The sequence below is a fragment of the Vibrio sp. 2132-1 genome (genome assembly GCF_033344315.1).
Window position 1 is genome coordinate 170556 of record NZ_JAWPON010000005.1, and the last position, 14378, is coordinate 184933.

Annotated in this window: 12 protein-coding genes; 5 read left to right on the forward strand and 7 right to left on the reverse strand. The window is 46.8% G+C overall.

The window, feature by feature from the left end; translation table 11 throughout:
• Positions 1 to 97 precede the first annotated feature (97 nt).
• Together R8N47_RS07120 and R8N47_RS07125 are read right to left on the reverse strand one after the other, a co-directional pair.
• Positions 98 to 598, reverse strand: a complete 501-nt coding sequence (locus R8N47_RS07120; RefSeq protein ID WP_005384595.1) for a fasciclin domain-containing protein — start codon at positions 596 to 598, stop codon at positions 98 to 100.
• 80 nt (positions 599 to 678) lie between these two features.
• Positions 679 to 2160 (reverse strand): cryptochrome/deoxyribodipyrimidine photo-lyase family protein, encoded by a 1482-nt coding sequence (locus tag R8N47_RS07125; RefSeq protein ID WP_017820144.1) that lies wholly within the window; start codon positions 2158 to 2160, stop codon positions 679 to 681.
• A 108-nt stretch (positions 2161 to 2268) separates the two neighbouring features.
• On the opposite strand from R8N47_RS07125, the gene R8N47_RS07130 reads away from it, so the two are divergent.
• Entirely contained in the window at positions 2269 to 2574 is a 306-nt protein-coding gene (locus tag R8N47_RS07130; RefSeq protein WP_005374898.1) for a DUF6482 family protein, read from the forward strand.
• 68 nt (positions 2575 to 2642) lie between these two features.
• On the opposite strand, the gene R8N47_RS07135 is transcribed toward R8N47_RS07130, so the two are convergent.
• Positions 2643 to 3623 (reverse strand): rhodanese-related sulfurtransferase, encoded by a 981-nt coding sequence (locus R8N47_RS07135; RefSeq protein ID WP_005374899.1) that lies wholly within the window; start codon positions 3621 to 3623, stop codon positions 2643 to 2645.
• A gap of 463 nt (positions 3624 to 4086) precedes the next feature.
• The gene (locus R8N47_RS07140; RefSeq protein ID WP_064354959.1) at positions 4087 to 5382 is read right to left on the reverse strand and encodes an alpha/beta fold hydrolase; all 1296 of its coding nucleotides are present in this window, start codon (positions 5380 to 5382) and stop codon (positions 4087 to 4089) included.
• A 211-nt stretch (positions 5383 to 5593) separates the two neighbouring features.
• On the opposite strand from R8N47_RS07140, the gene R8N47_RS07145 reads away from it, so the two are divergent.
• On the forward strand, positions 5594 to 6751 hold the full coding sequence (locus tag R8N47_RS07145) for a D-alanyl-D-alanine carboxypeptidase family protein (RefSeq protein WP_064354958.1): 1158 nt from the start codon (positions 5594 to 5596) through the stop codon (positions 6749 to 6751).
• An 84-nt stretch (positions 6752 to 6835) separates the two neighbouring features.
• On the opposite strand, the gene R8N47_RS07150 is transcribed toward R8N47_RS07145, so the two are convergent.
• Entirely contained in the window at positions 6836 to 9493 is a 2658-nt protein-coding gene (locus R8N47_RS07150; RefSeq protein WP_064354957.1) for an alpha-amylase family glycosyl hydrolase, read from the reverse strand.
• A 129-nt stretch (positions 9494 to 9622) separates the two neighbouring features.
• A complete protein-coding gene (locus tag R8N47_RS07155; RefSeq protein WP_198039124.1) occupies positions 9623 to 11086 on the reverse strand; it encodes a helix-turn-helix domain-containing protein in 1464 nt (487 codons plus the stop codon).
• A 167-nt stretch (positions 11087 to 11253) separates the two neighbouring features.
• Between R8N47_RS07155 and nfsB the strand changes: the two genes are divergently transcribed.
• On the forward strand, positions 11254 to 11907 hold the full coding sequence (gene nfsB, locus R8N47_RS07160) for an oxygen-insensitive NAD(P)H nitroreductase (RefSeq protein WP_064354956.1): 654 nt from the start codon (positions 11254 to 11256) through the stop codon (positions 11905 to 11907).
• 69 nt (positions 11908 to 11976) lie between these two features.
• A complete protein-coding gene (locus R8N47_RS07165) occupies positions 11977 to 12267 on the forward strand; it encodes a putative quinol monooxygenase (RefSeq protein ID WP_005374925.1) in 291 nt (96 codons plus the stop codon).
• Here R8N47_RS07165 and R8N47_RS07170 read toward each other — a convergent pair.
• On the reverse strand, positions 12264 to 13187 hold the full coding sequence (locus tag R8N47_RS07170; RefSeq protein WP_020838235.1) for a LysR family transcriptional regulator: 924 nt from the start codon (positions 13185 to 13187) through the stop codon (positions 12264 to 12266). The genes R8N47_RS07165 and R8N47_RS07170 overlap by 4 nt on opposite strands.
• Before the next feature lie 132 nt (positions 13188 to 13319).
• Here R8N47_RS07170 and R8N47_RS07175 point away from each other — a divergent pair, with 132 nt between their 5' ends.
• A complete protein-coding gene (locus tag R8N47_RS07175; RefSeq protein ID WP_005374929.1) occupies positions 13320 to 13538 on the forward strand; it encodes a VF530 family DNA-binding protein in 219 nt (72 codons plus the stop codon).
• Positions 13539 to 14378: the final 840 nt, after the last annotated feature.

Consider the following 14378-nt stretch of genomic DNA (forward strand, 5'->3'; position numbering starts at 1 on the left):
ATGAGTGGAGGTTTGTTGGCGATAAGTGAAGAGGAATCGTGCTAAGGGTGAAAGAAGTTCTGTCTAAAGGGCGGAGTGTACCGCCCTCTGAATGGTGTTATTTCGGCATGATGACAGTATCAATCACGTGAATGACACCGTTTTTAGCTTTCACATCGGTTGCAATGACATTTGCATCGTTAACCATGACTTTATCGCCCATGGTTTTAATCATCACATCTTGCCCCTGAACCGTAGTCGCTTTGTCTAGCTTAACAACATCGGCAGCCATCACTTTCCCTGGCACGACGTGATAAGTCAAAACAGATACTAACTTGTCTTTGTTTTCCGGCATTAAGAGCATGTCGACTGTGCCGTCTGGCAGTTTTGCAAAAGCGTCATCCGTTGGTGCAAAAACAGTAAATGGGCCTTCCCCTTTGAGAGTGTCAACCAAGCCCGCTGCTTTTACCGCAGCAACAAGCGTATTGAAAGAGCCGTTTTCAGCGGCAACGTCGACAATATCGGCTTTCATCATGCCATGCTCATGAGCCTTGACGGGAAGCATAAAAGATAACGTCGCCATCAGTGTCGCCGCGATAACTAAGATACGTTTGAACATAATGTGTTCCTTACTAGTTGAGGGTACAACGGGTTCCCTGGAGTGTGTTTGCATTTGTACGCATTGTGATTGAGAGATGATCATCGCGTCCTACTTTCTTTTGAGGGTCTAACATGTCGCGCAAGAATTCGTCTGCCTTCTTGTTTCACATCGGCTCGTTTCCGCCACGTCCATAAGCGCTCTCTTGCTGCCTTAGCTGCGTTGTCTGGTGTGATAATAGGTGCAAGGTAACGGCTATCTGGCTGCAACTGATACATGACAGCTTCCATCTGGGTCATTGTCCAAGGCTCGAATAAAAGAGGGGGAGGAACCATTTGCAATTCAGGTACCCACTTGTAGATGAACGTGCCGTCAGGATCATGTTCTTGGGCTTGCTTGATCGGATTATAAATACGGATTGTGTTAGTCCCGGTTACTCCTGCTTGCATTTGGAATTGTGGGTAATGAATTCCGGGCTCAAAGTCGAGAAACAGTTGCGCTAAATGCGTTACACCTACTCGCCAATTCATGTTCATGTGGTGAGTAAGAAAGCTAACCAGCATGGCACGCATGCGAAAGTTAATGTAACCAGTGTGGTGCAAACAGCGCATGCAGGCATCAATCAAAGGTACGCCAGTATGCCCGGATTTCCATGCTGCTAACTTTTCTTCATCGAAAGTACTACTTTGTTTAATCAATGGTTCGTAAGCCCGATTAACGCAGTAAAACTCCATGTCGTATTCCGATTCGAATTTTTGGATGAAGTGACAGTGCCAATGAAGCCGTGAAGACAATGCAATTAAGCTGCGACGAAACCCAGCGACTTGCCAGTGTTTCAAAAGGTATTGATAAACTTCACGCAAGGATATGTTACCCCAAGCGAGATATGGAGAAAGTCGAGTACAGGCTGTGCGTGAGGCTGTGGGACTAGAAATGCTTCGATAGTAATCACGACCTCGACGATGGAAAAAGTCCTCTAGTGTTTTCCAAGCGAGCCGGCTTCCTCCCGTTTGCATTCCTTTGCATTTTGATAGCCAGGATGATGGTGGCGAAAACGAACAGCCGAGAGCTTCTGCATCCAATGAATGCAATAAGTCGGTTTGGAGCTCAATAGGGCTTATTGAGGCTCTCATGACAGAGTCCCAATGTTTGTCCCAACCTTGCCGGTTTATTGCCCCTCTGATTACAGCACCGTGTTCGAATTCAAACCAGTCGATGTTCTGCTCATACAGCCAAGCGGCAACTTGTCGGTCTCGTTCAAAGGTGCAGTTGAGTCCTATTTCTTGGTGAGAAAAAACAGCGTTGATTTGATATTGCGCTTGAATTGATTGGAAACATGCTAAGGCATCGTCAAACAGCACCGTGATTCGATGCCCATACGCTTTGAGCGTTTCATCCATGTCTTGCAGTGATTGCCAAACAAATCGCCAGTGGCGCTCAGAATAGTGTGGGTTGTTCAATAGCAATGGTTCAACAATATACAAAAGCACAGTTGGGTGCTTTGTTGATAATGCTTGAGTTAGTGGTTGATGGTCAGTCAGCCTTAAATCTCGCTTTAACCACACGACATTGATTGTTTGCATCGGAATCCTCTTTGTTTCCGATGTTGTACGCAAGTAAACCGAAGAAATCTCATCCAATGATCGGTTTTATTCTACAAAACGTAGAGGTAACTTTCAGGGAGGTGACACATGGCAATACCATTGAGTAAGTTACAAAAATACTTCTATGTAGACAAATTGGTCATTCATTCGCTTGATCTCGCATTGTACCAGGCATCTGTCGTGATTGATGGAGAAGCGCAATTTATCACTGATGACAACGGTATCTTTTTGAGGGCTCATTCCCTGATCGAGATGCAAAAGAAGTGCAGGAATATCAAAGCAAATAAGCAGGTTTTAGTACATCAAAGTGCTTATGATGAAATGGTGGGGCTACCCGAAGGCAAAAGAGACAATCAACTAGAGGTATTGGTGAGGGATACAAAATTGTATTGAAAGAGTATTGGTGCGTAGTAAAAGCGAGCCACCTTACGGCAGCTCGCTAAATATAAGGAGAGTTGGGCTTAGTCTTGTTTACGCTGCGCTTCTTTTTGCGCGTACTTAGCGGCACGTCGGGCTTCTCTTTGCTTGGCACTTTCACCACCAACATGCTGCTCGCCTCGCTGCTCTGCAAGAACAACTTGTTTTTCACGCTCGCGGAATCGAGCAATTTGTTCTTCTGAGTGTGTGCCGTGACATTTTGGACAGCTCACGCCTTGCTCGAACAATTCTGACTGTTTGTCTTCTTCAGTGATCGGTAGACGACAAGCGTTACATAAATCGTAATCTGCTTTTTCTAGCTGGTGGTTCACGGCAACACGACCGTCAAATACGTAACAATCGCCTTCCCACATGCTCTCTTCTTGAGGAACTTCTTCAAGATATTTAAGAATGCCGCCTTCTAGGTGGTAGACCTCATCAAAGCCCTGTTCTTTCATGTAAGCCGTTGATTTTTCGCAGCGGATACCACCGGTACAGAACATCGCAACTTTCTTGTGTTTTGCCGGGTCCATGTTTTCTTTTACATAGTCTGGGAATTCACGAAAGGTTTCAGTATTTGGGTTTACAGCGCCTTTGAATGTCCCGATCTCGATTTCGTAATCATTACGTGTATCGACAACAAACACTTCAGGATCAGCAATAAGATCGTTCCACTCTTGAGGTTTCACGTAAGTACCCACTACGTGGCGAGGGTCTATACCTTCAACACCTAATGTTACGATCTCTTTTTTCAGTTTCACTTTGGTGCGATTGAATGGCTGGGTCTCAGAATACGACTCTTTGTATACGGTGCCAGTCAAACGAGGTTCGTTGTTTAGCCACTCCAGTAGCGTATCAATACCTGCACGATCAGATGCAACAGTACCGTTGATACCTTCACTTGCCAGTAGTAATGTTCCGCGAATATGGTGTTTTTCCATCAACGCAAGTAATGGCTCGCGTAGCTCTTGATAGTTATTCAGCTCAACAAACTTGTACAGCGCACAAACTACATACTGACTCATGAGGTTTCCTTTAAAAATACAGGTGGTCAACGACCTTAAAATTTTAGCGGCACGAAGTATACCTGACTAAACTAGTCGGAAATACGGACAAATTATACGGATATTATGAGTAGGCGGGGCCTGGCGGTCTTTGATAGGGGGTGCATGTCCGCAGGTGAAGCCGCTATGTGTTCAAATTATAAGCATTAATTATAGTGAGTCAGGTAGGTTGGGGCCGATACTTTTGGTTTAAATTTATGTTGTTATTCTGTTTTAGGCCCTTCAAAAAAGTTAGGCGCAAGAAGCACCAAATAATCACCGGAGTCATTGACAAGGAAAGGACATGTCGCAGTTTTATACATGAGGTGGTGAGGGATAAAGGTTTAGGGACAAAGAGTGAATGACTGATCGCCATTGTTCATAAACCGCTATAAACGCCTTTTCACCACATACTGAAAAGGCGTATTTCTAATTTCTGCCGTGCTTATTTCAACGTAGCTGCGGTCTGTTTGCCCATGGCTATGAGCCTATCGAGAATACGTTCACCGTCGGCACGTAAACCGTTGTGCTCGTACTCATTGGTGATCCACGCTTTTGAATTTGGTATTAACGCGAGCGTCTCTCGACTGATATCCATTTCAACAAACATATCATCGGCGTAAACGGCGCAACTGACAGGCACTTTGTTCTGAGCCAGTTGTGTTTGATCGTACAGCGTTGTCCAATCTTCTTTCGCGGCCAATATTTCTGCGGCGTCTTTTAGTGGTTTAAGGTTGACGTATTGGTCGAACATCCACGGGAAGACCATTTCCCCCGTAAAGTAAAATGGCTGGCCAGGTTCATAATTAAACTCTGTTCGGGTTTGGCGAACACGGTGCGCACTCCAATTCGACGCAAAGCCTTGGCAGTAAATCGATTCATGCAAAATGGCGTAGATCGGGTTGGTTTGGAAGTTTTGCTGCGCCAACATATCGTTCAAGAACTCATAGCGAAGTTGTGGTTTGCCGTCCACTTCAATCAACGCGCTTTCTAGCCAATAGTAAGTTGGCAAGAAAGTATCACTCACACCAAAGTTGATGCCGATTTGTTGAAATTGCTCCACCGTGAAGCGTTGACCATTTGGTAGGTACTCTTCGTTTTCCAGCAAGTGATTCGCAATGTTTTGGCAAAGTTGTTGCGCATTGGGAAATTGTTGGAAGAACGCTTGGTTTTTCTCCATGGTGCGTTTGAAGGTGGCTTCATACACATCGTCGGCATGACGCGAGACTGATGGCACGCCACCTGTGATGTAGCTTTGTAGCAAGCTGTCTGGGAACAAAGACAAATAGGTGAGGGAGCAAAAACCACCAAAGCTTTGACCTAAGATCGCCCATTTTTCGACGCCAAATTGCTCACGAATGTATTCTGCGTCGCGCACGATGTTATCCGCTCGGAAGTGGCTCAAGTAGTCTGCTTGTTGCTCTGGCGTGAGGTGAGCAAGCGTCTGGTGATTAATTACGCTGCTGTTGCCCGTACCGCGCTGGTCGAGAAGCAAAACTCGGTACTCTTGCAGGGCGCGTTTTACCCAGCCGTTATTGCCGTTTTGACGCGGAGAGGGAAAGCCAGGTCCGCCCTGAAAGTAAACCAACCAAGGTTTGGTCGATTCTTCATCGCCAACTAGGCAAACCGCACGGGCGAAGACTCTAATGGTGCCTTTGCTTGCGTCTTGGTAATCCAGAGGAACGGTAAAACTGTGGGGAGTGTAATGCAATCCTGCGTCGATAAATGATTGAGCGTTCATTGTTATCTTTATTTCCGTATTGAGGGGGTAGCGCTACTTTACTGCGAATGGCGCGAAGAACCAACGCTATTTCCCAATTGCCTCTTCAGTTCTATACCTTGATCAAATCAATGTAAGTTCAAGAAAATGAAACGATTAGCGACTGGTGCAACTGGTTGAGTGAGCTATGCTCAATAGAGTGAGGACAAAGTGAGAGCATGGAGGAAGTCGGATGAAAGTGTCACTGGCTCGATGGATTATTGTGACTTGTTTAATAAGCGTACCTACTTTTGCCGTTGTTACGCCCAACCCACCTCAATTAAAGGCGAAAGGTTACGTATTAATGGACTTTCAATCCGGTGCCATTATTGCCGAGCATAACGGGCGAGCAGGCCTTGCTCCGGCGAGTTTAACCAAGTTGATGACCGCTTATGTAGTTGGGCAAGAAATCAAAGCGGGGCGTTTGAATTGGGATGATGTTGTCACCGTGAGCGAAAACGCGTGGTCGGCCAAGTTTCCCGGATCTTCTAAAATGTTCATCAAACCGAAAGATGAAATTAGTGTTGCGAACTTAATGCGCGGCGTGATCATCCAATCAGGAAATGACGCGTGCGTTGCACTGGCTGAGCACGTTGCAGGCAGTGAACGCGGCTTTGTCGCCTTGATGAATGGTTGGGCGGAGAAATTAGGACTGCAAGACACCTATTTTGTGAACTCCCATGGTCTTGATAGTGATGGCATCCAAACCTCACCAACCGATATGGCAAAACTCATGCAGTCGATCATCAGCGATGTTCCTGATGTGTATGCGCTATACAGCGAGAAAGTCTTCAAGTGGAACGACATTACGCAGTACAACCGCAATAAGTTGTTATGGGACAATTCCATTGATGTCGACGGGGGCAAAACCGGCTACACCAGCAATGCCGGATACAGCTTGGTGAGCTCGGCCAAAGAAGGAAGAATGCGCCTTATCTCGGTGGTGATGGGTACGCCAAGTAAACAGGCTCGGATCAGCCAATCGAAGAATCTACTCAGCTATGGTTTTCGTTTTTATGACACCAAGCAAGTTGCTAAGCAAGGCCAAGTTGAGTCTAAAGTTCGCGTTTGGAAGGGAAATACCAATAAAGTTGAGGCGATCTTTGCTAAAGATGCCTATCTCACTCTGCCTCGTTCAATGACGGCTGGGCTTGATAAGAGTGTGGTGCTAAATGAACCGTTGATTGCGCCGATCGCGCAAGGAGACGAGATTGGTAAGATCGTTTGGAAAAGCGATGACAGTACCGTGGCGAGTTATCCCTTGGTCAGCAGCCAAGCGGTAGAAGAGGGCTCGTGGTTCGGTCAGCTTTGGGACAGTCTGGTGCTGTGGGTGAAATCGTTCTTTAACTAGAATAAAAACGAGCAGAAGTGTCTTTCTGCATTTTTTTGTTGATGGCCGCCCAGCTAAACGCTGGGCGGTGTTTTATTTAACGGTTTATTCCGACAAGGTGATGATTGGTAAATCGTCCCAAATCTTACTTTCATCCGATGCGCCACCGGAGAAGTTCCAAGGGCCTTTGTCTTGTTCTAGCGGACGGTAAGTTGCCGAAAGGCCGTCTAAGTCCCAAGTCGTGACATAGAATCGGATTCCATCGAGCGACTCTGGGCGGCCTAATGCATCGCTAGCAAAGTCCATAGAAATGGTGTTGTTGGCTTTGTCTACTGTCACTGTTGGTGCTGGAGTTACGGCTTCTCCCCATGTCGTCGCATTTGCTCCTTTGGTGCTGTAAATCGAGCTTTGCCAGCCAAAAACAACCGCATTGCGACTCCAGGTTCCGTTTGGCATAGAAGCGTTGATCTTCGGTAGCTCAGACAAGTTGGTTGCGGCTTCTTCCGGTAAATCAATAAAGATGGTGAAACCCACGTGGTCGAAGCCGTTTGGTGGCAACCAAGTGTCGGTGATTTTGTCCATAGTGAAGGTCAAACGTACGTTACTGCCAACGGTAAACACTTCTGCTTTGTTGATCGCGAGTTGGCTGTTGTCTTTGTCGAACGTTGGATCGGTTGGTAATGAGTAGTTGCCATTAGGGCCGCCCACGCCGTCTTGTGCATCGCCCGCATCATCAATGGTGTTGTCCGGCGTGTTTGACCAGCTTAGGTTGGAGACAAAATTCACGTCCTCGATGCCTGCTTTTTTCTCGGTGGAATAAATCGCGAAGCGGTGCTGTTGCTCGCCAATCGCAAAATGACGAGTCGACAGCGTGACACTAAACTGACCATCAGCACCTACAGTAATGGTTTGCGCTGTTTCCAAGTTACCATCGACGACGAGGTTCAACTTCTCGTTGGCGTTCGCACTACCCGCGATAACAATATCACCAGTGATGGTTTGCCCTTCCCAATCCTGTGCCAGTTGGATTTTGAGGTCTGGGGTATCTACAGATTGATTGCTGCTTGTTTTTGAGTAAATCACTGCTGACTTGGATGGCAACTCAAGGGTTACGTTACCATTTTCATCTGCGACTAATTGCTCTGGAGCGTCTGCCCAGTTCGACATGATTTGTTGCTGGAAAACGGTGCCGTCCGCTTGCTCTACATCGAGTTGGTTCATCAACATTGGGGAATTCGATGTGTTCATTACCACTAAGACTTCGTCGTTATCCAAAGTGCGGGTAAAGGCGAACACACCGGCGCCAGCTTTATCGCTGCCAATGACTTTCATTTCGCCGCGTGTCATGACTTTGTTTTCGGTACGTAACTTAGCAAGCTCTTGGATGAACAAGTACATCTCGCTGTTTTGGTCGAATGAATCTACGTAGTCGCCGTCTTCACGGTAACCGCCAGCAAACATCGCATCGCGCGCTGCTGGCATCGCTTGCTCTGTACCTTGGTAAATCACAGGAATACCGGGTACGCTCATCATGGTGATCAGAGCTTGCTTCATATCGTTGACACTGCCTTGCGATAGAAAACGTGGCATATCGTGGTTATCAATGAAGTTCGGCATGATGTATGGATTTGGGAACATCTCCATCATTTTCTCAAGACGGAAGCGTAAGTAATCGGTCGGTTGCCCTGATGCAAATACGCGCGTCATGGTCGCTTGCAATGGGAAGTTCAGTACCGAGGTTAGCTGTTTCGGCGAGCCACTTTCACCGATGTAAGTCAGCATCTTCTCTTCGCCTTCGGTGTGGTAAGGCGTCGATGTTTCGAATACTTCACCAAAAGTGAGGAAGTTGTCACGACCGGTATCAACCGCTTGCGTCATCACACCATCGTCGGCGTGTAGGAAGTCATTCCAGAAATCGTGTTCAACAAACTTCACCGTATCGATACGGAATCCGTCGACGCCGACTTCGCGAATCCATTTTCGGTAGCTCTCTTTTAAGTAAGCGCGCACTTCGGGATCGGACGTATTAAGGTCATCCAAATCAGAGAGTTGCCAGGTTTTTTCTTGTACCGGATCGTTGTGGTCGGTGATGGTTGGCGTCCAGTGGTAGCTGCCTGTGCCGTCTGTTTTACACTCGTTCATGTTGAGCGGGTATGGCAGTTCTTGCCCGGCGTGTAGCGCATTTTCAATCAAACGGAAGCCTTGGCAAGGTAGGCTTGGATCATAACTGTAAGGATCATCGTAGGTGAAGAAGTTGCCTACATGGTTGGTCACGATGTCCTGAATTAAGAACATGTTACGCGCATGCACTTCGCGTGCTAACGCTTGGTAGCTTTCCATGTCGCCAAAGTGTTCATCCACTTTTTGGAAATCGCGCGCCCAGTACCCGTGGTAGCCGCCGTAGTTTTGCTCTGCATCCCACCATTGGTTAGCAACTGGCGGAGTAATCCAGATCGATGTGGCACCGAGATCTTCGATGTAGCTTAACTTATCACTCACGCCAACGAGGTCGCCGCCGCTGAATTTTTTATCCGACGTCGGATCGAATTCGTTTTGCCCTTGATCATTGAGAGCGCTGTCGCCGTCGTTAAAACGGTCGATCATCAGGAAGTAAATGATTTGATCTTGCCAATCAGGAGATGCCACGTGGCTGCCTGTATCGATTGGTGTGGTTTCGTCGCTTCCACAGCCAGAGAGAGCAAGAGCGATCGCTAAAGGAAGTATTTTTATTTTATTCATTGGGTTAGGTAGAGTTTCAAACACAGTTTCTGCCTCCGTTATGCAGTAATGCAGAAACGATAAAGCAAAGGTTTGAAATTGAGAGTGTCATTTCACGCCAAAAAAGACGTGAAATGATGTCACGAAGAGACGATTTTGATCTGACCGACAGTTTTAATTGAGCGGTTGCACAATAGGATATTGTATCGGGTAATGCTCTTTCGCGAGCTCGTTGCCGGATTCATCATAAAGGCGGAAACGGCACTGCTTTGTAGTTTGAGTGAGCGATAATTGCAGCACCCAACAAGCATAATGTAGCGAGTGTTTGGTTAAGCGCATTGCGTGAGGTGTGGGGTCATCATCGGCGTAACAGTCAATCCTCGCAACGTTTTCAAGTCGGCATGCCAGTTCGATAAAGAGCGTATATTGCGCCCCAATGTTAATAAGTTGCCGAGTCGGGACAATATATTCCGTTGCGCCAATTAAAAGCCCCTTAGAAACTACATAATCACGCTGGTGGTTATTCTCAATGTAACGCTCCCCATCGACTTCGTAACACAGGCGAAAGGTAAGGGGATGCGCCACCGGAAGTTCGGTCGTTGCCCAGAGTTCGGTGCCATGACTTAAAAAACGCTCGAAGAAGGCGGGGTAGCGCCGCCATGCGCCATCACGGTCACGGCATTCTACCGAGACCACTTTTTCAAACGCAATATTGTCCACTTCCATCCAGATTTTGCCGACAGGTTGGTCGATGTGGTTATCGTCGAAGGTATTGGCTTTGGCGTAGTACAAGCGGATCGGTTGCTGATTTAGCTGAGTTCGGTTATCCAAACATTGTTGGCGATACTGCATGGGTGAAAACGGATACCAACGACGAAAAGTGCGGTGAAAGTTCGATGGTTCTTCGTAACCAAGTTGATAGGCGATTTGCTGCGTTGTGAGTTGGGTGTCGGCAAGCAAAGTGAGTGCTTGCTTTCTTTTCGCGAAATCAACGCATTGAGAGTAGCTCATTTGCTTCTCTTGCAGTCGACGTTGCAAGGTGCGTTTGGAGACGCCCAGTTGCCTTGCCGCTTGCTCTAACTTGAGCGCGTAATTGCTGTTTTTGATGAACAAGGCGTTCAAAACACTCAGTAATTCTGGTTGCTCAATTGGCTGGTGAGAAAGCAGCAAATAAACATGTTTCACCAGGTCAAACACGCTTGAACTCGTTTTAGAATCTCGCGTTTCCCCTAGAAAAATATCGGCCGCGAGTGGATTGCTGGCTTGAATTTGTACCTGTATTGATTCGCTTAGCTCAAGCATTTCCAATTGCATTTTGAGCAAGCCAAACACCGACTCCGCCCAATTTGGCATATCGCCCGTTCTACATTCGACTTGCAGATGGATTTGGGCATCACCATGCTGCAATGTGACGTACAAACGGCGGTCGAATAATGAGACACTTTTACTCCACCAAAGCAGCCCTTCTTGGAGGTTAGGCGCTTCTTTCAACATCATGCATTGCAAGGCCACCAACTTCTCAATGTGCCAATATTCGCCGGCAATTCGAAGGTGATTGTGACCGAGCTTTTTGCACAGAAAGGATGTAATAACGTTATCTTGAGGCAGCATGAGTTGAGTTTGGTTGCGAGCAAACATGCATTATTGCCGAAAAGATGAAGAAGTTCAGTGAGAACGCTCAAAGCCTTTCTTATCGTTTTATTTTCAAATTTATTTTGAAAATGTTTTTAATCGAAATCGGTTTTTCCCTTTATCTCATGAGGTTATGCTGTTACTCAGCTTAAACTCATTAATTGGAGAGCCTCATGGATATCGTACAAGCTGCAAAATCTCGTTACTCAACGAAAGTGTTTGACCCAACGCGCAAGCTATCTCAAGAAAAAATCGATGCAGTTAAAGAGCTGATTCGTTTTAGTCCATCGAGTGTGAACTCCCAGCCTTGGCATTTCATTCTGGCAAGCACAGAAGAAGGCAAACAGCGCATCGCTAAAGCGGCGCAAGAGAATTACGCGTTTAACGCGGCGAAGATTCTCAACGCATCTCACGTATTGGTGTTTTGTGCAAAAACAGGCATCGATAACGACTACATTGAAGCGCTAATGGTGCAAGAAGAAAAAGATGGTCGATTCCCAACTGAAGAAGCGAAAGCGGCTGTGCGCGGTGGTCGTAGCTACTTTGTGAACATGCACCGTTTTGATCTGAAAGATGCAAACCATTGGATGGAGAAACAAGTTTACCTCAACGTGGGTACGTTGCTGTTGGGTGCTTCGACGCTAGAAATTGATGCAGTACCAATTGAAGGGTTTGATCCAAAAGTGCTGGATGAAGAATTTGGCTTGCGTAAAAAAGGTTATACCAGTGTTGTGATCGTGCCGCTTGGCTACCACGCGGAAGATGACTTCAACGCGAAAACGCCAAAGTCTCGCTGGGACGCAGAAACCGTATTCACCGAGATCTAATTCGAGCTTACTTACAGGTGACGTAGAACCCCGTAATCAATATATAAATCGCAAAAGAGTGATAAAACGATGATCCACTTAGTCGCAGAAGTGAAAGCCTATCCAGATAGTAAGGATCAGGTGGTGAATTTGCTTGCTGGTTTACTAGAGCCAACTCGTAAAGAAGAAGGCTGTTGCCAATACGAGTTGTATCTCGACGAAAAAGTTGATGGCCTATTTATGTTCCAAGAAATCTGGGCGTCGCAAGAGGCCTTGGATAAGCATTTGCAAAGCCCGCATATGGCGACGTTTCTTGAAACATTGGAAGAGAATGATTGGGTTGAATATACCCAGATTCGTCCTCTTCGATTTATCGCCTAATGACAGAAGGTTGCCAGCACGTTGGCGCGTTGCTGGCAGCATTTTTGTTGGATAAAGTCGCGGAAAGTCCGAATCGTTGGCGTCAATAATCGACGATCGGCACATACCATGTAGAGCGGCACTGGGCCGCAATCCCATTCTGGTAACACTCGCACCAATCTTCCCTCGATTAAGTCTCGGCTAATGTCCATCAATGATTTATTCGCAATGCCTTTGCCTTTGATCGCTAACCGGTGTGGCAAGTCACTATCGTTGCTCATCAAGTTACCGCTGACCACGACTTGTTCTTTCTCGCCGTCACGCGTGAGCGTCCATTTGTTGTAGACCGAATCCGCGACCATATAGCACAAACAGTTGTGTTGCGTTAAATCGGCAGGAGAGGTGAGTTCTGGATGTGTAGCTACGTACTCTGGCGATGCACATAAGATCCGTTCGTTTGCCCCACACAATGCCAACACGACCAGATTAGAGTCGGCCGGCTCGCCGTAGCGAATCGCAATATCGACAGGCTTGGTGTACATATCCGTCAAGCTATCGGACAGCTCTAGTTTGATGGAAACATTTGGGTAGAGATCGATGAACTCATCCACCCAATCGAGCAACATATTGCGACCAAAATCGGAGGGTGCAGTAATGTGCAGCTGACCAGACAACTCCCCGCGCGCACTTGAGATCTGATCCAACCCCTCTTGCAATGTTGCCAACGCTTGCGTGGTTTTGTCTAAAAACAGTTCGCCCTCTGAGGTTAAACGCAGGCTTCGGGTGGAACGCACAAACAACGGGAAACCGATTTGCCCTTCAAGACGCTTAATCGATGCGCTAATGGCGGCAGGTGTCATGTCCATACTGTTAGCGGCTTTTGAAAAGCTGCCTTGGCGCGCGGTTTCGACAAAAATATTGAGGTCGTTGAGGGCTTTCATAATGAAAAGGGCTTTTAAGAAGTTTGGGCTACTATAGGGGAGAGTCGTAGGCCAATTCAAGGTTAAAACATTAGGTTGCACGGCGAGTTTGAGTTAGATTAGCGCGCAACTTCACTTTACCGGATCAATAGCATGAGCCAACAGCAGCCGAATAACCCACTTCACGGGTTGAGTTTAGAGAAAATCGTCACCCGACTAGTTGAACACTTTGGTTGGAATGGCATGTATGAGCGCGTTCGTGTGAACTGTTTCAAGAAAGATCCTTCAATCAAATCGTCGCTGAAGTTCCTGCGTAAAACGCAATGGGCCAGAGATAAGGTGGAAGCGCTGTACATCGAGACATTCTGCTAACCGCTCTATGGTCTGCAGCAGCGGTAAGTAGATTCTTAGTCTCGCTTTGGCTCGCTAGAATGACGTAGCTTTTCTTGTCGCGTAGGCTGGAAGAGTCGCTCCACTGATACGCCTAAAGCGATTTTCCGGATGGTCACTTAGGCTTATCTGGAATCGCTTTTTTAGATGGTTTTGTAGAGGTCAGAGCCAAACTCGAACCGTCATTCTGAACTGCGAGGAACGAGCGTGAATCAGAATCTACCTTCAGATTGTATTGAGTTTATTCATGGCTTTATGGTCTGCAGCAAGCGGCAAGTAGATTCTTAGTCTCGCTTTGGCTCGCTAGAATGACGTAGCTTTTCTTATCGCGTAGGCTGGAAGAGTCGCGCTGCTGATGCGTCTAAAGCGAGATTCCGGATGGTTACTTAGGTTTGTCTGGAATCGTTTTTTTAGATGGTTTTGTAGAGCTCAGAGCCAAACTCGAACTGTTATTCTGAACCGAGAGGAACGAGCGTGATTCAGAATTTACCCTCAGATTGTATTGAGTTTATTCATGGTTCTATGGTCTGCAGCAAGCGGCAAGTAGATTCTTAGTCTCGCTAGAATGACGCAGCTTTTCTTATCGCGTAGGCTGGAAGAGTCGCTCTGCTGATACGTCTAAAGCGAGATTCCGAGTGACTCACTTAGGTTCTTCTGGAATCGCTTTTTTAGATGGTTTTGTAGAGGTCAGAGCCAAACTCGAACCGTCATTCTGAACAGCGAGGAACGAGCGTGATTCAGAATCTACCCTCAGATTGTATTGAGTTTATTCATGGTTCTATGGTCTGCAGCAAGCGGCAAGTAGATTCTTAGTCTCGCTAG